The organism is Nitrogeniibacter aestuarii, from assembly GCF_017309585.1.
GTDB classification, from domain to species: Bacteria; Pseudomonadota; Gammaproteobacteria; order Burkholderiales; family Rhodocyclaceae; genus Nitrogeniibacter; species Nitrogeniibacter aestuarii.
Genome location: NZ_CP071321.1, coordinates 3,548,458 through 3,568,520, shown reverse-complemented (window position 1 = coordinate 3,568,520; position 20,063 = coordinate 3,548,458). Strand labels below are relative to the sequence as shown.

The 20,063-nt window shown below is 62.9% G+C and carries 16 protein-coding genes and 1 tRNA gene; 13 read left to right on the top strand and 4 right to left on the bottom strand.

Annotated features, from left to right (window positions below; all coding sequences use genetic code 11):
* Positions 1-11: 11 nt before the first annotated feature.
* Together J0W34_RS16635 and J0W34_RS16630 are read right to left on the bottom strand one after the other, a co-directional pair.
* On the bottom strand, positions 12-3,170 hold the full coding sequence (locus tag J0W34_RS16635) for an efflux RND transporter permease subunit (RefSeq protein ID WP_230969519.1): 3,159 nt from the start codon (positions 3,168-3,170) through the stop codon (positions 12-14).
* Between the two features lie 10 nt (positions 3,171-3,180).
* Positions 3,181-4,404, bottom strand: coding sequence for an efflux RND transporter periplasmic adaptor subunit (locus tag J0W34_RS16630; RefSeq protein WP_321573660.1), 1,224 nt, complete (start codon positions 4,402-4,404; stop codon positions 3,181-3,183).
* A gap of 57 nt (positions 4,405-4,461) precedes the next feature.
* On the opposite strand from J0W34_RS16630, the gene J0W34_RS16625 reads away from it, so the two are divergent.
* Together J0W34_RS16625 and J0W34_RS16620 are read left to right on the top strand one after the other, a co-directional pair.
* Entirely contained in the window at positions 4,462-5,145 is a 684-nt protein-coding gene (locus J0W34_RS16625) for a TetR/AcrR family transcriptional regulator (protein ID WP_227816339.1), read from the top strand.
* Between the two features lie 89 nt (positions 5,146-5,234).
* Positions 5,235-5,630, top strand: a complete 396-nt coding sequence (locus tag J0W34_RS16620) for an HIT family protein (RefSeq protein ID WP_227816340.1) — start codon at positions 5,235-5,237, stop codon at positions 5,628-5,630.
* A 50-nt stretch (positions 5,631-5,680) separates the two neighbouring features.
* Here J0W34_RS16620 and J0W34_RS16615 read toward each other — a convergent pair.
* Positions 5,681-5,757: transfer RNA gene (locus tag J0W34_RS16615), tRNA-Met, on the bottom strand.
* Positions 5,758-5,956: 199 nt separating this feature from the next.
* Here J0W34_RS16615 and J0W34_RS16610 point away from each other — a divergent pair.
* The 11 genes from J0W34_RS16610 to J0W34_RS16560 all read left to right on the top strand — a co-directional run bounded on the left by J0W34_RS16610 (position 5,957) and on the right by J0W34_RS16560 (position 18,897).
* Positions 5,957-6,280 carry a hypothetical protein gene (locus J0W34_RS16610; RefSeq protein WP_227816341.1) on the top strand — a complete coding sequence of 108 codons (324 nt, stop codon included), beginning with the start codon at positions 5,957-5,959 and terminating at the stop codon, positions 6,278-6,280.
* A gap of 7 nt (positions 6,281-6,287) precedes the next feature.
* A complete protein-coding gene (gene miaB, locus J0W34_RS16605) occupies positions 6,288-7,631 on the top strand; it encodes a tRNA (N6-isopentenyl adenosine(37)-C2)-methylthiotransferase MiaB (RefSeq protein WP_227816342.1) in 1,344 nt (447 codons plus the stop codon).
* A 1-nt stretch (position 7,632) separates the two neighbouring features.
* Positions 7,633-8,622 carry a PhoH family protein gene (locus tag J0W34_RS16600; RefSeq protein WP_227816343.1) on the top strand — a complete coding sequence of 330 codons (990 nt, stop codon included), beginning with the start codon at positions 7,633-7,635 and terminating at the stop codon, positions 8,620-8,622.
* Positions 8,609-9,340, top strand: coding sequence for an rRNA maturation RNase YbeY (ybeY, locus tag J0W34_RS16595; RefSeq protein WP_227816344.1), 732 nt, complete (start codon positions 8,609-8,611; stop codon positions 9,338-9,340). The genes J0W34_RS16600 and ybeY overlap by 14 nt, the downstream gene beginning before the upstream one ends.
* A 41-nt stretch (positions 9,341-9,381) precedes the next feature.
* Positions 9,382-10,233 (top strand): HlyC/CorC family transporter, encoded by an 852-nt coding sequence (locus J0W34_RS16590; RefSeq protein ID WP_227816345.1) that lies wholly within the window; start codon positions 9,382-9,384, stop codon positions 10,231-10,233.
* A gap of 5 nt (positions 10,234-10,238) precedes the next feature.
* The gene (gene lnt, locus J0W34_RS16585) at positions 10,239-11,705 is read left to right on the top strand and encodes an apolipoprotein N-acyltransferase (RefSeq protein ID WP_321573661.1); all 1,467 of its coding nucleotides are present in this window, start codon (positions 10,239-10,241) and stop codon (positions 11,703-11,705) included.
* Positions 11,706-11,766: 61 nt separating this feature from the next.
* Positions 11,767-14,490 carry a cation-translocating P-type ATPase gene (locus J0W34_RS16580; protein WP_230969518.1) on the top strand — a complete coding sequence of 908 codons (2,724 nt, stop codon included), beginning with the start codon at positions 11,767-11,769 and terminating at the stop codon, positions 14,488-14,490.
* A gap of 93 nt (positions 14,491-14,583) precedes the next feature.
* Positions 14,584-15,516 carry a glycine--tRNA ligase subunit alpha gene (gene glyQ / locus J0W34_RS16575; RefSeq protein WP_230969517.1) on the top strand — a complete coding sequence of 311 codons (933 nt, stop codon included), beginning with the start codon at positions 14,584-14,586 and terminating at the stop codon, positions 15,514-15,516.
* A complete protein-coding gene (gene glyS, locus J0W34_RS16570) occupies positions 15,516-17,600 on the top strand; it encodes a glycine--tRNA ligase subunit beta (protein WP_230969516.1) in 2,085 nt (694 codons plus the stop codon). Before glyQ ends, glyS begins: the two co-directional genes overlap by 1 nt.
* 19 nt (positions 17,601-17,619) lie before the next feature.
* On the top strand, positions 17,620-18,153 hold the full coding sequence (gene gmhB / locus J0W34_RS16565; RefSeq protein ID WP_227816349.1) for a D-glycero-beta-D-manno-heptose 1,7-bisphosphate 7-phosphatase: 534 nt from the start codon (positions 17,620-17,622) through the stop codon (positions 18,151-18,153).
* A gap of 6 nt (positions 18,154-18,159) precedes the next feature.
* Positions 18,160-18,897 (top strand): lysophospholipid acyltransferase family protein, encoded by a 738-nt coding sequence (locus J0W34_RS16560; protein ID WP_230969515.1) that lies wholly within the window; start codon positions 18,160-18,162, stop codon positions 18,895-18,897.
* 247 nt (positions 18,898-19,144) lie between these two features.
* Here J0W34_RS16560 and J0W34_RS16555 read toward each other — a convergent pair whose 3' ends face one another.
* Positions 19,145-19,717 (bottom strand): phasin family protein, encoded by a 573-nt coding sequence (locus tag J0W34_RS16555; RefSeq protein WP_227816351.1) that lies wholly within the window; start codon positions 19,715-19,717, stop codon positions 19,145-19,147.
* Positions 19,718-20,063: the final 346 nt, after the last annotated feature.

Sequence of the window (20,063 nt, the reverse complement as noted above, 5' to 3'; positions counted from 1 at the left end):
GGTGTGTCATGTCAGTGGGCCTCCTGCGTGGTGCTTGCGGCAGGGGGTGTGGTGTCGTCCGTCGGCTTCTTGCGCGAGAAGATGCGGTTGATCACCACGAAGAACAGCGGCACGAAGAAGATGCCCAGCGCGGTGGCGAAGATCACGCCGCCGAGCACGCCGGTGCCGATGGCGTTCTGGCTGCCGGCACCGGCGCCACTGGCCAGGGCGAGCGGCAGCACGCCGAAGCCGAAGGCCAGCGAGGTCATCAGGATCGGGCGCAAGCGCATGCGCACCGCTTCGAGGGTGGCGTCCAGGAGCGACTTGCCTTCCTCCTCGATCTGGGCCTTGGCGAATTCCACGATCAGGATGGCGTTCTTGGCCGACAGGCCGATGGTCGCCAGCAGACCCACCTGAAAGTAGATGTCGTTGGACAGGCCGCGGGTGGACGCCGCGACCACGGCGCCGAGCACCCCCAGCGGCACGACCAGCATGACCGCAAACGGAATCGACCAGCTCTCGTAGAGGGCCGCCAGACACAGGAACACGATCAGCAAGGACAGCGCCAGCAGCGCCGGGGCCTGATCGCCCGATTGCTGCTCCTGATAGGACGTGCCGGACCAGGCATAGCCGATGCCGGTGGGCAGCTTGCCCACCAGTTCGGCCATGGCGTCCATCGCCTCGCCGGAGGAGTAGCCGGGGGCTGCCGAGCCCTGGATCTGCATGGACGGCTGCCCGTTGAAGCGCTCCAGACGCTGCGGGCCATAGACCCAGTGCGTGCTCGTGAAGGCCGAGAAGGGGACCATCTCGCCATCGCTGTTGCGCACGTACCACTTGTTCACGTCGTCCGGCGTCATGCGCGAGGGCGCGTCGCCCTGCACGTAGACCCGCTTGATGCGGCCGCGATCGACAAAGTCGTTCACATAGGTGCCGCCCCAGGCGGTGGCCAGGGTGCTGTTGATGTCGCTGGCCGCCACGCCAAGGGCGCCGGCCTTCTGCAGGTCGATATCGAGCTTGAACTGAGGCGTGTCTTCCTGGCCGTTCGGGCGTACGCCCATCAGGCGCTGATCCTGCCCGGCCATGCCGAGCAACTGGTTACGAGCATTGAGCAAGGCGTCGTGACCAAGACCGGAGAGGTCCTGCAACTCCATGGTGAAACCACCGGAGGTGCCCAGTTCGAGCACCGCTGGGGGCACGAAGGCAAAGACCATGGCTTCGCGGATCTGCGAGAAGGCGCCCATGGCGCGGGCCTGCAGGGACTTCACGTCCTGGCCCGGCGCGGTGCGCTCGTCCCAGGGCTTGAGGTTCACAAAGCCGATACCCATGTTCTGACCGCGACCGGAGAAACTGAAGCCGGCGACGGTGAACAGGGCCCGAACGGTGTCCTTCTCGTCCTCCAGGAAGTGCTTCTCCACCTTGCGCAGCACTTCGAGCGTGCGCTCCTGGGTGGCGCCGGCGGGCAGCACCACCTGGTTGAACATCACGCCCTGATCCTCTTCCGGCAGGAAGGAGGAGGGCAGGCGCACGAACAGGAAGGCGAGCAGGGCGACAATGGCGCCGAACACGATCATGAAGCGGATGGTGCGTTTGATCATGCCGCCGACCATGCCCTCGTAACCTCGGGTGGCACGGTCGAAATTGCGGTTGAACCAGCCGAAGAAGCCCTTGCGCGCCATGCTGTGGCCCTTTTCGACCGGTTTGAGCATGGTGGCGCACAGTGCGGGGGTGAACACGATGGCGACCAGCACCGACAGGCCCATGGCGGCCACGATGGTGATGGAGAACTGGCGATAGATCACGCCGGTCGAGCCGCCGAAGAAGGCCATGGGCACGAACACGGCGGAGAGCACCAGACCGATACCGACCAGGGCGCCGGTGATCTGACCCATGGAGCGCTTGGTGGCCTCCTTGGGCGACAGCCCCTCTTCACTCATCACCCGTTCGACGTTTTCGACCACCACGATGGCGTCATCCACCAGCAGGCCGATGGCCAGCACCATGCCGAACATGGTGAGCGTGTTGATCGAGAAGCCGGCCGCTTCCATGATCGCGAAGGTGCCCAGCAAGACCACCGGGACCGCGATGGTGGGGATCAGCGTGGCGCGGAAGTTCTGCAGGAACAGGTACATCACCAGGAACACCAGGATCACCGCTTCGACCAGCGTCTTGACCACCTCTTCGATGGAGATGCGCACGAACGGGGTGGTGTCGTAGGGGATCACGTACTTCACCCCGGCAGGGAAGTAGGGCTGCATCTCGTCGAGCTTGGCGCGAATGTTGTCTGCGGTCTCAAGCGCGTTCGCACCCGAGGCCAGGCGAACACCCATGCCGGCGGCCGGCTGCCCGTTGAACCGGGCCACCGTCTCGTAGCTCTGGGCGCCGATCTCGATGCGGGCCACGTCCTTGAGGCGAACCTCGCCGCCATCCTCCGCACTGCGCAGCAGGATCTGTTCGAACTGCTCCACGGTTTGCAGGCGGCTCTGGGCGGTCACGGTGGCGCTGAAACCCTGACCCGGCACGGCGGGCGCACCGCCGAGCTGGCCGGCCGAGATCTGCGTGTTCTGCGCAGAGACCGCCGCAGTGACGTCCGAGGTGGTGAGCCTGAAGTTGTTCAGCTTGTCCGGATCGACCCAGATACGCATGGCGTACTGGGAGCCGAACACCGTGACTTCACCGACGCCATCGACGCGCGAGATGGCGTCCTGCACGCTGGAGACCAGAAAATCGGACAGGTCGACCGCGTCGAGGCTGCCGTCTTCCGACACAAAGCCGGCCACCATCAGGAAGTTGCGCGCCGACTTGGCCACCGTCACCCCCTGGTTCTGCACGGACTGGGGCAGCAGGGACAGGGCTTGCTGCACCTTGTTCTGAGTCTGCACCTGGGCAATGTCGGGGTCGGTGTCCGCGTCAAAGGTGAGCGTGATCTCCACGTTACCGAACGAGTCGGTGTTGGAGCTGATGTAGGTGAGTCCGTCGATGCCCGTGAGCCGTTGCTCGATGACCTGGGTCACCGAGTCTTCGGCGGTCTTGGCCGAGGCGCCCGGGTAAGAGGCACTGATCCGGATGGCCGGCGGGGCAATGGACGGGTACTGGGAAATCGGCAGGTTCTCGATGGCCAGTACGCCGGCCAGCATGATCACGATGGCGATCACCCACGCGAAAATGGGGCGGTCAATGAAGAAGCGAGCCATGGTCAGTGCCTCACTTGGCCGCAGCAGCGTTGTTCTGACCCGCCGCTGGCGCTGCGCCGTCGGCCGATGGCGGCACGGCTGTCACGTCGGCACCGGCGCGCACCTTCTGCAAGCCTTCGGTGATGAGTTTTTCGCCACCGCTCAGGCCGTTGGTCACGACCCACTGGTCACCACGGCTCTGGTCTGCGGTCACGGTTCGCGCCTCGACCTTGCCTTCGCCAGTGACAATCAGTACTTGCGCTTCGCCGCGTGCATTACGGGTCAGCGCCTTGTGAGGCACGAGCACGGCATTGGTGGTCTCGCCCTGTTCGATGCGGGCGCGCACGTACATGCCCGGCAGCAGCATGCCTTCAGGGTTCGGGAACTGGGCACGCAAGGTTACGCTGCCGGTGGTTTCGTCCACGGTGACTTCCGAAAAGGCGAGGGTGCCGGTCTGTCCATACTGGCTGCCGTTCTCGAACAGCAGGGTGACGGGCACCTGGCCGTCCTTGGCCTTCACCTTGCCCTTGGCCATCTGTTCGCGCAGGTTGAGCAGTTCAACGGTCGATTGGGTCAGATCCACATAGATCGGATCGAGCTGCTGCACCGTGGCCAGCGCCGCACTCTGGTTGGCGGTGACGAGGGCGCCACGCGTGACCGATGAGCGGCCGATGCGTCCGGCAATGGGGCTGGTGATGCGGGTGTAGTCGAGATTGACCTTGGCGGTCGTCACCGCGGCGCGGGCAGAAGCCACATCGGCTTCCGCCTGGGCAAGGGCGGCCTGGGCGTCATCGTTGGCCTGGGTGCTGACCGCTTCGATCTTCACCAGCTCCGCATAGCGCTTGGCGGTCAGGCGGGCGCTCTTGAGCGTGGCCTGTGCGCGGGCCAGTGCGGCACGGGCGCTGTCATAGCTGGCCTTATAAGTGGCCGGGTCGATCTGGTAGAGCGGCTGGCCGGCTTCGACTTCGCCGCCTTCCTTGAACAGACGTTTCTGAACGATGCCCCCGACCTGGGGGCGGATCTCGGCGACCAGGTACGGGGTTGTGCGGCCAGGTAGCTCGGAAATCAGGGGGACCGAAGTCGAGACCGTGTCGATCACGGTCACCACGGGCTTCTGGGCCCCGCCGCCCTGGGCGTTGGCCTTTCCGCCGTTGTCGCTGCAAGCGGCCAGGGTGAGGGCGCTGGCGATGGTCAGCGTGAGGGCGATCGGGCGGGCAATCATCGTTGTCTTCTTCTCGGCAATGTAAGGGGCCATGGCAGTATTCTTTTTAGAGCGATCGTTCTAGTTCGAACGCTCATTCTATGTTAGGGTGTGTTTCAGATCAACTCCTGGACACGACTCGGTGGCCCGGCTTTACCCAACTTTTCACAAACAGACATGAGCACTGAGCCTTCCGTTCCCTGCGCATCGACAAAAGCCGATGTCCGCCGGGCCCAGATTCTGGAAGCGGCGGAAGCCTGCTTTCGTGAATTCGGATTTCACAACGCCAGCATTTCAAAAATATGCAAGCGCGCTGGCATGAGTCCGGGACATGTCTATCATTACTTCGAAAACAAGGAAGCCATCATCGAAGGCATCGTGCGTGCCAAGGCCGATACCATTCTCGAGCGGGTCGAAGCGCTGCGCACCGCCCCGGATGTGCTGGATGCAACCATCGACAAGGCGGGCGAGGGCATTGCAGACAAGCTCGATCCGGACTTTGCTGCCATTGATCTGGAAATCGTGGCCGAGGCATGTCGCAACCCCAGCGTTGCGATGATCGTGCAGCAGGCGGATCGCGAGGTGCTGAACAACTTCAAGGAAGTGGTTCGCGCACTGCGAAGAGACCTCGGCCACAATGACAGCGACGAGACGATCGATGCGCTCGGCGATATGATTGCAACGCTGTTTGACGGCATCACGGTGCGCGGAATCAAGCACCCGGACATGCATCGTGATGAGTTGGTGTCCCTGTTCGAGAAGGTGTTGCGTTTTTTGATTGTGGACTGGCGCTGACTTGAGCCGTCGCGTTCAGTCCGTTAGCGGCTCGGTTGGCACCCCGTCGGGCGCGATACCGGCCAAATGGCTCGTTCCGGAGTCTGTTCATGAGCACGACGCCTGCCCCATCCTGCCCTTTTTGTGCCATCCCTGAATCGGCCTGGCTCGGCCAGAACGAACTCGCTTTCTGGGTGCACGACATCGCGCCCAGTGCGCCCGGTCATGCGCTGGTCATTCCTCGCCGCCATGTGGCTTCATTCTTCGAGCTGGTGCCGGAGGAGCGTTCCGGCATGCTGGCGCTGCTCAATGAAGCAAAGATCGTTGCCGATGAGCGTTACCGCCCGGACGGCTACAACATCGGCCTGAATGACGGCGAAGTGGCGGGCCAGACAGTGCCGCACGTGCATCTGCACCTCATCCCGAGACGTGCCGGCGATGTGCCCGACCCCAGAGGCGGCGTCCGCTGGGTGCTGCCGGAAACGGCGCCCTACTGGAACAGATGATCACTCCGAAACGGAAAAGGGCCCGTCAAGCGACGGGCCCTTTTGTGTTCTGGTGGTGATGGGCGGAATCGAACCGCCGACCTATGGGTTATGAATCCATCGCTCTAACCGTCTGAGCTACATCACCACGAAGCCCGGCATGATAAGAAGGTTTATGGCGTTGCGTCAATACCCTCCTGCGCCTCGGGTTGTTTTTCGCGCCAGTCTGAATGGGTTCGATGCGGGGGGTAATGGCCCTATTGCATTGACTTTTCAGGGGGTTTGGGCGAATATCTGCGCCTCTCAACCAATGGTTTCGCATCGCGCGAAACAGTCCAGGGCTCGAGTTGATTCGTCGAATACTCACGCTCGTCAGCACCGTGCTGGCGCTGTTGCTGTCTTCCCTCGCCGTGGCGCAAGTGGTGCGACCCTTGCCCGCTGATCTGGTGGTGACCACAATGACCGCCAATGGCAGCGCCGTGGTTGTGCTGGGTGAAAGACAGGTCCAGTTGTCGCCGGCGGCTCAGGTGCGCGGCCAGGACAACCTGATCATCCAGCCCGCGTCGCTCTACGGCAAGCATCGCGTCGGGTTCAAGCAGGATCTCCAGGGCATGGTCCACCGCATCTGGCTCCTCACCGACGACGAATATACGGCCCTGACTTCCAAGTAATGAGTTCATGAGCAACAAGAAGGTTTTCATCCGCACTTTCGGGTGCCAGATGAACGAGTACGATTCCGACAAGATGGTGGATGTGCTCGGGGCGCAGGAAGGTCTGGTGAAGACCGACAACCCCGAAGAGGCCGACGTCATCCTGTTCAACACCTGTTCCGTGCGCGAGAAGGCGCAGGAGAAGGTGTTTCACGACCTCGGGCGCGTCAAGCACCTGAAACAGACCAATCCGGACCTGATCATCGGCGTCGGCGGTTGCGTGGCCAGCCAGGAAGGCGATGCCATCGTGCAGCGTGCGCCGTATGTCGATCTCGTGTTCGGGCCGCAGACGCTGCATCGGCTGCCCCAGCTGATTGCCGAGCGTCGCGCGTCTGGCCGTTCGCAGGTGGATATTTCTTTCCCCGAGATCGAAAAATTCGACGCCATGCCGCCGGCACGTGTCGAAGGTGCCAGCGCCTTCGTGTCGATCATGGAAGGCTGTTCGAAGTACTGCACGTTCTGTGTCGTGCCCTACACTCGTGGTGAAGAGGTGTCTCGTCCGCTCGACGATATCCTCACCGAGGTGGCGACGCTCGCCGACCAGGGCGTGAAGGAGGTGACCGTACTGGGGCAGAACGTGAATGCCTGGCGCGGCGCCATCACCAAGGGCGGCGAGGAGACGGGCGACTTTGCCTTTCTGCTCGAGTGCGTGGCCGAGATTCCGGGGATCGAGCGCCTGCGCTATACCACCTCGCATCCGCGCGAGATGACGCAGCGCATTGTCGATGCGTATGCAAAGATCCCGAAGCTCGTCTCCCACTTGCACCTGCCGGTACAGTCCGGCTCCGACCGGGTGCTGGCAGCCATGAAGCGCGGTTACACGGCACTTGAATACAAATCCCTGGTGCGCAAGCTGCGCGCCGTGCGGCCGGATCTGTCCCTGTCGAGTGACTTCATTGTCGGTTTCCCCGGCGAGACGGAAGCGGATTTCGATAAAACCATGAAGCTGATTGACGAGGTGGGTTTCGACGCCTCTTTCAGTTTCGTCTACAGCGCCCGACCGGGAACGCCAGCGGCGGATCTCGAAGACGATGTGCCGCAGACGGACAAGCTCAAGTGGTTGTCGCGCCTGCAAAAGCGCATTGAAGCGCAGGTGGCCGTCATCAGTGAGTCGATGGTCGGTTCCACCCAGCGCATTCTGGTCGAAGGACCGTCCAAGAAGAACGCCGAAGAGCTGGCGGGGCGCACCGAGAACAATCGCGTGGTGAATTTCGCCGGCAATCCGCGGCTGATCGGTCAGTTCGTGGACGTGGTGATCACCTCGGCTCTGCCGCACAGCCTGCGCGGCGAGATCCAGACGCGGGAAATCTGAGTTGCCTAAAACCCTGGACGTCGTCCTCGATCCGGCCGACAACGAACGTCTGGCCAACCTGTGTGGTGCGCTGGACGAGAATCTGCGCCAGATCGAAACGGCCTACGATATCTCGATCTCGCGCCGTGGCGAGCACTTCGCCCTGCGTGGGCATCCGGCTCAGGCGGTATTGGCTCACAAGGCCTTGCGCCATTTCTACGACCAGGCCGACGATCATCTGACCGTCGATGACATCCAGCTCGGGCTGGTTGAACTGGCCAATCTGAATCAGGCCAATGCGAGCGCGCCGGCGCTGCTCACGCGCAAGAGCGACCTGCATGGGCGCACGCCGCGGCAGGTGCAGTATCTGCGACAGATTCAGGAGCACGACATCACCTTCGGCGTCGGACCGGCGGGCACGGGCAAGACCTTTCTTGCGGTGGCCAGTGCGGTCGATGCGCTGGAGCGTGAGTACGTCGAGCGCATCATACTGACCCGACCGGCCGTCGAGGCCGGGGAGCGCCTGGGCTTTCTCCCCGGCGACTTGAACCAGAAGGTGGACCCCTACCTGCGGCCGCTTTACGACGCGCTGTACGAGCTGCTCGGCTTTGATCGCGTCGGCAAACTCTTCGAGCGTGGCACCATCGAGATTGCGCCGCTGGCCTTCATGCGCGGGCGCACGCTGAATCATTCATTTATCATTCTGGACGAAGCGCAGAACACCACGCCCGAGCAGATGAAGATGTTCCTGACCCGCATCGGCATCGGGGCCAAGGCGGTGGTGACCGGCGATCTGACCCAGGTGGATCTGCCCCGGGGCAATCGCAGCGGCCTGCGCGAAGCGGTCGACATCCTGTCCAATGTGCGCGGTATCGCCTTCACGAAATTCCTGCGCGAGGACGTGGTGCGCCATCCCTTGGTGGCGCGCATTGTCGACGCCTATGAGCAAAGCGCCAAGCGGCGCGAAGAGGCGCAAAAGCGCGAGGACAAGCACAACCATGGCTCAAACTGAGTCTCCCGTTTTTTTTGCCATCGATGCCAGCGGCCGCCGTCGCGAACTGAAGGCAGAGGCGATTGAAGTGCAGTGGCCCGATGGCCGGGTGCTGTCCCTGAACCTGTTGTTGCGGGCCTGGGGCGACGTGGAATTGATGGCTGAAGCGCCCGACGGGACGCCTGTCATCCAGATGCAATCGGCGTCGTGCAATCTGCTCAACCTGCGTCTTGCGACCATTCACGATACGGTTGAAGACGAGGCGGATGAAGCGCCCCCGGCGCCGGCCACGCTCGACATGCCCATCGAGAACTGCGTCCCGAAGGACGAAGACGACAAGACGGCACGGCCGAAGAAGAGCCAGATCCGAACCTGGGCGCGCTCCGCGCTCGGTCAGGACGCGGTGGTGGGTGTGCGCCTGGTGGGCGAGGAAGAGGGACGGACCCTCAACCGCGAATATCGCGACAAGGATTACGCTACCAATGTGCTGACCTTCGTCTACGATGAGACGGATGGCGTGCTCAATGGTGATCTGGTCATCTGCCTGCCGGTGGTGATGCAGGAAGCGAAGGATCAGGGCAAGCCGGTGGCTGACCACTTTGCCCATCTCGTGGTGCATGGCATGTTGCATCTGCAAGGGCTTGACCACGAGGACGATGAAGAAGCAGCGCTGATGGAAGCGCTGGAAGTGGATATCCTGGCACGGCTGGGCATCCCCAACCCTTACGAGGACAATTGATTCGCGCGAGTGGGTTTTTGCCCCCGGACGCCTGACCCTGAATGGATAGTTCCCCTAGTCGACCTAGTTTGCTTGACCGGCTCTCCGCCCTGCTTTCACCCGAGCCGGAAGACCGTGAAGACCTCATCGAGTTGTTGCACTCGGCCTTTGAACGCAATTTGCTCGATTCCGACGCCTTGTCGATCATCGAAGGTGCGCTCCAGGTATCCGAGATGCAGGTGCGCGATGTCATGGTGCCCCGCGCCCAGATGGACGTCATCCATGTAGACGACGCCATGGAAGAGATTGCCGCTGCGGTGATCGATGCCGCCCACTCCCGCTTCCCCGCCGTTGGCGAGAACCGCGACGATGTGCTTGGCATCTTCATGGCGAAGGATTTGCTGCGCTACTTTGCCGGGCGTGAATTCGACCTGCGCGACATGCTGCGACCGGCCGTATTCGTGCCTGAGTCCAAGCGCCTCAACGTGTTGCTGCGAGAATTCCGGGTCAGTCGCAATCACATGGCCATCGTGGTGGACGAGTACGGCGGCGTGGCCGGTCTGGTCACCATCGAGGACGTGCTCGAACAGATTGTCGGTGACATCGAAGACGAATTCGACTTCGATGAGGTGGAAGACAATATCCGCCTCGACCATGCCGGTCGCTATCGGGTGAAGGCCACCACCGAAATCGAGGACTTCAACGCTGCCTTCGAGAAGCAGTTCGATGACGAAGAGTACGACACCGTCGGTGGCCTGGTCATACGCCAGCTCGGGCGCCTGCCCAAGCGAGGCGAGGTTGTGCTGATCGACGGGCTGCGCTTCCAGGTGTTGCGTGCCGACAGCCGCAGGGTGCATACCCTGCTGGTGGACAAGGCGCCGGCGCCCGAGCCCGAACCCGAACAAGCCGCCTGACCTCCGTGCGACTGCGTCACCCCACACTGGCCTTGCTGGCCGGGGCTGCGACAGTGCTCGGGTTTGCGCCGTTTCAGCTCTTCCCCCTGCCGCTGGCGTCGCTGGCGCTGCTCTTCGGCTTGCTTGCAGGACGTCGTCACGCGGGCGAGGGCTTTGCGATTGGTCTGGCCTGGGGCTTGGGCTTTTTCGTGGCGGGGGTGTCCTGGCTGTACGTGGCGCTCAACCGCTTCGGCGGCATGCCGGGCCCGATCGCGGCGGCGGCCATCTTCCTGTTCGCCCTGTATCTCGCGCTCTGGCCGGCGATGGCGGGCGCAGCATTCGTGAAATTGCGCAGTGGTCGCGCGTGGCGCGATGCGCTCATGGCTGGCGGGGTCTGGGCGATCTTCGAGTGGTTGCGCGGGTGGGTGTTCACCGGCTTTCCCTGGCTGTCCATCGCGTATTCGCAAACCCCACCCAGCCCCATGGCAGGCTATTTCCCGTACCTGGGCGTTTATGGCACCGGGGCGCTCCTTGTCGCGCTGGCCGCCGGGCTCGGCATCATGATGCGCAAAGGGGCGGTGCGGCTCGGGCCATGGAGCTTTGCCGCGCTCGTCCTGTTGGCGTCCGGCGCGATGCTGCGTGGCCAGAGTTTCACGACGCCGGCGGGTGATCCGCTGCAAGTGGCTTTGGTGCAGACCAATATCCAGCAGGACCTCAAATGGCAGCCACAGCGCCTGCGCGACTGGCTGGATCTGAATCTGCAGTTGGTCCGCACCCATCCGTCCTCACTGGTGGTGCTGCCCGAATCCACCCTGCCCATGCTCGCCGAACGTTTGCCCGAGAACTATCTCGATCGCCTGAGCGCGGCGGCCGGCCCCGGCGCGACCGTGATTGCCGGCGTGTTCACCCGGGACGGTGACCACATCTACAACACGGCCCTCGGGCTGGGCGGCGATCAAGTGCAAGCGTATGCGAAGCACCATCTGGTGCCTTTCGGTGAATATTCACCGCCGGCCTTCGGCTGGTTCTATCAGCTGGCCAATATTCCCCTGTCCGACCAGACGCCCGGGGCGCCGGATCAACCCATGATGAAGGTGGGTGACCAGCGCCTGGCCTTGAACATCTGCTATGAAGATGTGTTCGGTGAGGAGATTCGTCGCCGTGCCAGCGAGGCGACGATCATGGTCAATCTGTCGAATCTGGCCTGGTATGGGGACTCCTTTGCTCAGCCCCAGCACTTGCAAATGGCCCGGGTGCGCGCCATCGAGACCGGCCGCCCCATGCTGCGGGCGACCAATACCGGCATGACGGCGGCCATTGCGCCCGATGGCCGGGTGACGGATGTACTGCCGGCGTTCACGCGTGGCGTGCTTGAAGTGTCCGTCCAGGGCATGCAGGGCGAGACACCCTACATGCGTTGGGGCGATCGCGCGGCGCTGTTGCTGGCAGGGCTGATGGTGTTCCCCGTCCTGCTCCGTCGTCGGCGGCGTTAAATCCGGGCGCTTTTCGTCTTAAGTCAAATCGGGTGTCACGTGGGCGCAGTACGATAAGTGCATGTCTGAAACGCCCAAACCCCCCTACGATCCCCGTCACCCTTGGCACGCCCATGAGGTGGCCGCGGTCACCGATCATCTCGAGGTCGATCCCGAACTCGGATTGAGTCATGAAGAGGCCGGACGGCGCCTCGATACACATGGCCACAACCGACTTACACAGCAGGCCGGGCGAAGCCCGATCAAGCGACTGCTGCTTCAGTTTCATCAGCCCCTGATCTACATCCTGATGGCTTCCGGGCTTGCGGCCGCGGCACTGGGGGAATGGGTCGATGCCTCCGTGATCTTCGGGGTCGTGCTGCTGAACGCCGCCGTGGGCTTCATCCAGGAGGGGCGGGCCGAGCAGGCCCTGGCCGCCTTGGCGCGCACCGTGGCGTCCGAAGTGAGCGTGCAGCGTGGGGGCGGGCGTCACCGGCTCAACGCCGAGCACCTTGTTCCGGGGGACGTGGTTCATTTGAGCGCTGGGGATCGCGTCCCGGCCGATGTGCGCGTGATGCATGCCGTCGGGCTGCAGGCTACGGAGGCCTCGCTGACCGGCGAATCGGCGGCCGTTGCCAAACACAATACTGCGTTGCCGGAGGAAACCCGTGTGGCCGAGCGCGCCAACATGGCGTTTGCCGGCACGCTGGTGGTGGCCGGGCAAGGCAAGGGGCTCGTGGTCGCTACCGGCGACCACACGGAAACAGGGCGCATTGCCCGCCTGTTGTCGGCGACGCAGTCACTGGAAACGCCCCTGACGCGCGCGATGGGCAAGTTCTCGAACCTGCTGCTGGTGGTCATCCTGTCACTGGCGCTGCTCACTTTCGTGATCGGACTGGCGCGTGGCGAAACGCCCGTCGACATGCTGATGGCGGCGGTGGCGCTGGCGGTGGGCGCGATCCCCGAAGGTCTTCCCGCTGCCCTGACGGTGACGCTGGCCATCGGTGTGGCTCGAATGGCGAAGCGGCGCGCCATCATCCGGCGCCTCCCGGCGGTTGAAACGCTGGGGAGCACAACGGTGATCTGTTCCGACAAGACCGGCACGCTGACCGAGAACCAGATGACGGTTGAAGTGATCTACGCCGGGGGCGGCGTGATTGAGGTCAGCGGTCGTGGCTATGCACCCAACGGGCAGCTGACGGTGGACGGACAGCCGGCGGCGCTCGGTGGCGCATTGCGCGAATGCCTGGTGGCCGGGCTGCTCTGCAACGATTCGGCGCTTATCAAACGCGAGGGCGAGTGGGATGTGGATGGCGATCCGACCGAAGTGGCGCTCATCGTCGTGGCCCGTAAGGCCGGTCTGGACGAAGGCAGTGTGCAGGCCCTGTGCCCGCGCGAGGCCGAACTGCCGTTCGACGCTGGGCGTCAGACCATGGCGACCTTGCACCGGATCGAGGGGCAGGGCGTTGTGTTCGTCAAGGGGGCGCTTGAACGCATCATCCCGCGCTGTGCACGCATGCTCGACGCCGACGGGCAGGTGGCGCCGCTCGATGCCGCAGCCATTGACGCCGCAGCGCACGCGATGGCCGGGCGGGGCCTGCGAGTACTTGCCTTTGCCCGCATGGCGCCAGCGCACCAGCTCGATGGTGATGATGATGTCGCTGGCGACCTGACGTTTCTGGGGCTGCAGGGCATGATCGACCCGCCCCGGGGGCGTGCCACGGCGGCGGTCAAGGCGTGTCACCGTGCGGGCATCGAGGTCAAGATGATCACCGGCGATCACGCGGCAACGGCACTGGCCATTGCGCGCCAGATGGGGATCGCCGATGAAAGTGACGTGGCGCTGACTGGGCGCGAGCTGGCCCGGCAGAGCGACGAGCAGTTGGCCGCGACGGTGCGTCAGGTTCGCGTCTTTGCGCGGGTGGAGCCGGCGGAAAAGCTGAGGCTTGTGAAAGCGATTCAGGCGCATGGCGACGTGGTGGCCATGACCGGTGACGGCGTCAATGATGCGCCGGCGCTCAAGGCCGCCGACATCGGCGTGGCCATGGGGGGCGTCGGCACCGATGTGGCCAAGGAGGCGGCCGACATGGTGCTGACCGATGACAACTTCGCGACCATTGAAGCGGCGGTCGAGGCAGGGCGGGGCGTCTACGACAATCTGGTCAAATTCATCACGTGGACACTGCCCACCAACTTCGGCGAAGGGCTGGTGATTCTGGCGGCGATCTTCGCCGGGGCGACCCTGCCGATCACGCCGCTGCAGATCCTGTGGATCAACATGACCACAGCGGTATTGCTGGGCATGAGTCTGGCGTTCGAGCCCATCGAGTCCGATGTCATGCATCGGCCGCCGCGTCCGCCCGGTCGTCCGATCCTTGATCGTGTGCTGATGGGGCGCATTGTTCTGGTGGGTATCATCATGCTCGCCGGGGCGTTCGGCCTGTTCGTCCGCTGGTTCGACCTTACGGGCGATGTGGCGCTCGCCCGGAGCGTGTCGGTCAACGTGTTCGTCGCGGTCGAGATCGTCTTCCTGTTCGCCTGCCGCAGTCAGCGGCGCCCGCTCTGGCGTCTCGCGCCCTTCAGCAATCCATGGGTCTGGGGCGGTGTGGCGCTGCAGGTGCTGCTTCAGGCGGCATTCACCTATTGGCCCCCCATGCAGTCGGTGTTCGGGACGGCGGCGGTGCCCTTGGGCGCGTGGCGCGAAATTGCCGTCGTTGCACTGATTGCGCTGATTCTGGTGGAAGCAGAAAAGGTGATCCGGCGCCCGCATGACAGTGTCAGTCTGGCCCGCGTGGCGGAAAAGTGAAATTCGCAGGGGCGCGGGCTTCGTTCAAAGGCAATTAGCCAGTAAAATCGACCTTTTGCCTTTGTCGCGACCGAATCGAGGGTCGCCACGCTCATGACCGATAACAAGCCGACGTTTCAAGAAGTCATTCTCCGCCTGCAGAAGTTCTGGGGCGAGCATGGCTGCGTGCTGCTTCAGCCCTACGACCTCGAGGTCGGGGCTGGCACCTCGCATACCGCCACCTTCCTGCGCGCCATAGGCCCCGAGCCGTGGAACGCGGCCTATGTGCAGCCCTCGCGCCGCCCGAAAGATGGTCGTTACGGCGAGAACCCCAACCGGTTGCAGCACTACTACCAGTACCAGGTGGTGCTCAAGCCCTCGCCGCTCAATTTCCAGGAGCTGTATCTGGATTCCCTGCGCGCGCTCGGGATCGATCCGATGGTGCACGACATCCGATTCGTGGAAGACGATTGGGAAAACCCGACCCTGGGCGCCTGGGGTCTGGGCTGGGAGATCTGGCTCGACGGCATGGAGGTGACCCAGTTCACCTACTTCCAGCAGGTCGGTGGCATCGATTGCAAGCCGGTGCTCGGTGAGATCACGTATGGCCTTGAGCGTTTGGCCATGTATCTGCAGGGGGTTGAAAACGTCTACGACCTGATCTGGTCGGTCGGCCCCGACGGCCGCGAGGTGACTTACGGCGACGTGTTCCACCAGAACGAGGTTGAGCAATCCACCTTCAACTTCGAGTATGCCAACGTCGACTTCCTGTTCTCGTTGTTCAGCAACTACGAGGCAGAAGCCAAGCGGCTGATCGAGTTGAACCTGGCGCTGCCCGCCTACGAGATGGTGCTCAAGGCGGGTCATTCCTTCAACATGCTCGATGCGCGCGGCGCCATTTCGGTGACCGAGCGTGCCGCCTACATCGGCCGTATCCGCAATCTGTCGCGCAGCGTCGCGGCCGCTTACTACGCCTCTCGCGAAGCCCTGGGCTTTCCCATGTGCGGCGATCAGGCTGACAAACCCGATAACAAGGAGGCCGCGTGATGTCCGACGCGACCCTGCTGGTCGAACTGCTGACCGAAGAACTGCCCCCCAAGGCGCTGCCGCGCCTGGGTGAGACTTTCGCCAATACAATCCACAATGAGTTGGTCGCACGCGGCTTGGCGGACCAGGGGGCCAAGGTGCGCGCTTTCGCGTCGCCGCGTCGCCTTGCCGTCACCATCGGCAAGGTGTTGGCCGAAGGGGCGGGCAAGGAAGTAACCGAGAAGATCATGCCGGTGGCGGTGGCGCTTGAAGAGGATGGTACGCCCAAGGCGCCTCTGCTCAAGAAACTCGCCGCCAAAGGCATTCCGGAATCCGAAATCGCCCGGTTCGAACGCCGTATGGACGGTAAGGCCGAAGCCTTGTTCTATACGAGCAATGTGCCCGGTGCGAAGCTTGAGGAAGTCGTTTCCGAGGTGATCAACGCCGCCATCAAGGCGCTGCCGATTCCCAAGGTGATGCGCTGGGGGGCCGGCGAGGCCCTGTTCGTGCGCCCTGTGCACAAGCTGGTGATTCTTCATGGTGATCGTGTGGTTCCGGGCTCGGTGCTCGACCTGGTGTCCGGAAAGGTCACCCGCGGTCACCGTTTCATGAGCCGCGGCGAGATTGAACTGGCCAACGCCGATGCCTATGAAGCCACGCTGCTGGCCGAAGGCAAGGTTGTGCCCTGCTTCAACGAGCGCCGCGCGCAGATCGACAAGCAGCTGACCGAAGAGGCGGCTCGACAGCAGGCCCGGCTCGGCGACTACGCCGACCTGCTCGACGAAGTGAGTGCGCTGGTCGAACACCCCACAGTCTATGTGGGCGAGTTCGAGGCGGAGTTTCTCGCAGTGCCGCAGGAGTGTCTGATCCTCACCATGCGGGCGAACCAGAAATATTTCCCGCTGTTCGATTCATCGGGCAAGCTGCTCAACCGTTTCCTGATCGTGTCGAACATGGATGTGCAGGACCCGGGCAACATCGTTCAAGGGAACCAGCGGGTGGTCCGCCCGCGCCTGGCGGATGCGCGCTTCTTCTTCGATACGGATCGCAAGCAGCCCCTGGCCAGCCGCGTCGAGCGACTGGGCAATGTCGTGTATCACAATAAGCTCGGCTCCTTGCTTGATCGCGTCGAGCGCCTCGAACAGCTCGCCGGCGCGATTGCCCACCGACTCGGCGCCGATCAGGCGGCGGCAAAGCGTGCTGCACGTCTGGCCAAGGCGGATCTCGTGACCGAGATGGTTGGTGAGTTCCCCGAACTGCAAGGCACCATGGGCCGCTACTACGCGCTGCACGATGGGGAGGGCGAGGTGGTGGCCAACGCCGTCGAGGCGCATTACCTGCCGCGCTTCGCTGGCGACAAGCTGCCCGAAGGCAACGTAGCTGCCGCCGTGGCGCTGGCAGAGAAGCTCGATGCACTGGTCGGCTTCTTCGGCATTGGTCAGCTCCCCACGGGTGACAAGGATCCGTTCGGCCTGCGCCGTGCTGCACTTGGTGTGCTGCGTATCCTGATGGAAACGCCGTTGCCGCTGGACCTGGCTGCCCTGATCGATGATGCCGCCACCGGGTTTGGCGGCGGATTGCTGACGGAAGACTTCAAGCAACCTTTGCTGGGCTTCTTCCAGGAACGGTTGCGCAACCTGTTGCGCGATGCCGGACATTCCGTGGAAAGCGTGGATGCCGTGCTGGCGCTTGACCCGACCCGGATGGATCTGGTGCCGGCCAAGCTCGCCGCTGTCCAGGCCTTCCAGGCCTTGCCGGAGGCGGCGGCGCTGGCTGCGGCCAACAAACGCATCACCAACATTCTCAAGAAAGCGGAAACCGCGCCCGGCGAGCCGGATGTTGCACTGCTGGAAGAAGACGCCGAAAAGGCCTTGTTCGATCAGCTCAATGCCGTCGCGCCTCAGGTGCGTTCCCATTTCGACAATGGCGACTACACCGAGTCCTTGCGGGTGCTTGCCGGTTTGCGCACTTCGGTCGACCGCTTCTTTGACGAAGTCATGGTCATGGCCGAAGAGCCCCTGGTGCGTGCCAACCGGCTCGCCTTGCTTGGCGCGTTGGCCACGCAGATGAACCGGGTGGCGGATCTGTCACGCCTGTCCGTCTGAACGCGACACGGGAATTGCCATGAAATTAATCGTGCTTGATCGCGACGGGGTCATCAACAAGGACTCCGATCAATTCATCAAGTCGCCTGACGAATGGGAGGCAATTCCCGGATCGCTTGAGGCCATCGCCAAACTCAATCAGGCAGGTTGGCGCGTCGTCGTGGCTTCCAACCAGTCGGGTGTCGGTCGTGGGCTGTTCGGCATGGACATGCTCAATGCCATCAATGGCCGCATGAATGAAGCGCTCGCCCAGGTGGGCGGACGCATCGATGCGATCTTCTTTTGCCCCCATGCGGCCGACTCGACCTGTGAGTGCCGCAAACCCAAGCCCGGCCTGCTCGAACAGATTCAGGAACGCTTCAACGTAGACCTGACCGGCGCCCCGATGGTGGGCGACAGTCTGCGCGACCTGCAGGCCGGCATGGCCGTGGGATGTCAGCCGTATCTTGTCCTGACCGGCAAAGGGCACAAGACGCAGGATGACCCTGATCTGCCCGCCGATACCCGAATCTTTCCCGACCTCGCCGCCGTGGTCGACGCCCTCCTGGACTGAACCCAGATGCACTTCATCCGATCCGCGCTGTTCGCGCTTGTTCTCATTGTGATCACCCCGGTGTTTGCGCTGGTCGCGCTGCTGGTGACGCCGTTCTCTCCGCATCGGCGATATCGTCTCATCGGTGGCTGGACGACCATTGCCATGTGGTTCATCCGGCACTTGCTTGGCATTCGCCACAAGGTCATCGGACAGGAGAATCTGCCGCAGCGTTCGGCGGTTGCCTTGTGCAAGCATCAGTCAGCCTGGGAGACGATTGCGCTGCAGCGTATCCTGCCGCCCATCGCCTTTGTGCTCAAGCGCGAGTTGCTTCGCTTGCCGTTCTTCGGCTGGGGGCTGGCGCGCATGCCGGTGATCGCGATTGATCGTGCGGCGGGCAAGGACGCCTTGAGCCAGGTCGTCGAGCAGGGGTCGAAACTTCTGGATCAGGGCTTCTGGATCGTGGTGTTTCCGGAAGGGACGCGCGTGGCACCCGGGACGACAAGACGATACAAACCGGGCGGCGCCTGGCTGGCATCGCACACCGGCGCGCCGACGGTTCCGATCGCCCACAACGCGGGGGAGTTCTGGCGCAAGAACGCCTTCGTCAAACAGCCAGGTGAAATCATCGTTTCGATTGGCCCGGCGATCGACAGCGAAGGACTCAGTACCGAGGAGATCAACAAGCGCGCCGAAGCCTGGATTGAGGCTGAGATGCGCCGCCTGTTTCCGCACCATTACCCGGAGTCGGCTGCCGAAGGCTGAAACGCTTGCCGAAGGGACGGACTCAAGCCGTGGAGGGGCGGTTCATCCTTGAACTGCCCTTTGTCTATCGACTGATGGCTTGGGCCCGGGCTCGCGTTACGTGATCTGGCAGCAGCAGGCAGTGATGGCACGCCAGCGGCCAGGGGCGCCACGCGGTACCGCCGATCCCGACGAAGCACTTCTTCGTCTGTCGAGTAGACAAAAAAAGCCCCGCCGAAGCGGGGCTTTTTCACGACCGGAAAACTGATCAGGCAGCTTTCTTGGCCGGTGCTTTCGGGGCAGCTTTCTGAGCGGTACCGACAGCTTTCACAGTAGCGCTGGTCGCGGCAGCCACGTTGGCTTCAGCGATCTCGGCAACCTGCTTGGCAGCCTTGCTCATGCTGTCGTAAGCGGAGTTGGCAGCAGCGATGGCAGACTTGACAGCGGCAACAGCCACGTCAGAACCGGCCGGAGCAGACTTGGCAGCCTTGTCCAGAGCAGCGGCGACACCCTTGTTGACTTCAGCCATCTGGCCTTCCATCAGCTTGGACACTTCGTCCTGATTCTGGGTGGCGATTTCATAAACGCTGCGAGCGTAGGCAACCATCTTCTCGACAGTCGGCTGGGCCATAGCGGTCTGCAGGCTCACGAATTCCTGAACGTCCTTGGCACCCATCAGGGCCTTGGTGTTGCTCACGCCGTCTTCCATGAAGGAACGGGCGGTGTTCAGGTTCAGGGCAGCAAGACGCTCGGCACTGGCGAAAGCGGCATTTGCCATCGTCAGCATGGTTTCGATGTTGGCCTTGTTGGTAGCTGCGAACTGCTCGGGGGTAGCGAACATTTAGGAATCTCCTATCAGTTTGGTGTGTTGCGATAAATGAATATTGCGTTGCAACATGACCCTCATTATAGGGGCTCGATTCCCGAAGTCAACTTTTTTGTGCGCTGCACAATAAACGACCGTTTGAGTTTAGTTGTTAAAAAGCAAAGACTTAAATCGATGGGGTTTCGCGGAAATGTCACGTATGTGCAAAGGCACAACGGGCTAAGCCGAGGGGCGTCTGCTAAGTGTTTGCTCTTGCAGCATAATTTGCCCGGAGCGAGCGGGTATTTCACGCAGGGAGAGGGTCTTTCCGGGTGTGTTTTCCCGAGGCAATTTCGCGCGCCGAAGGAATCACTGAGGACAA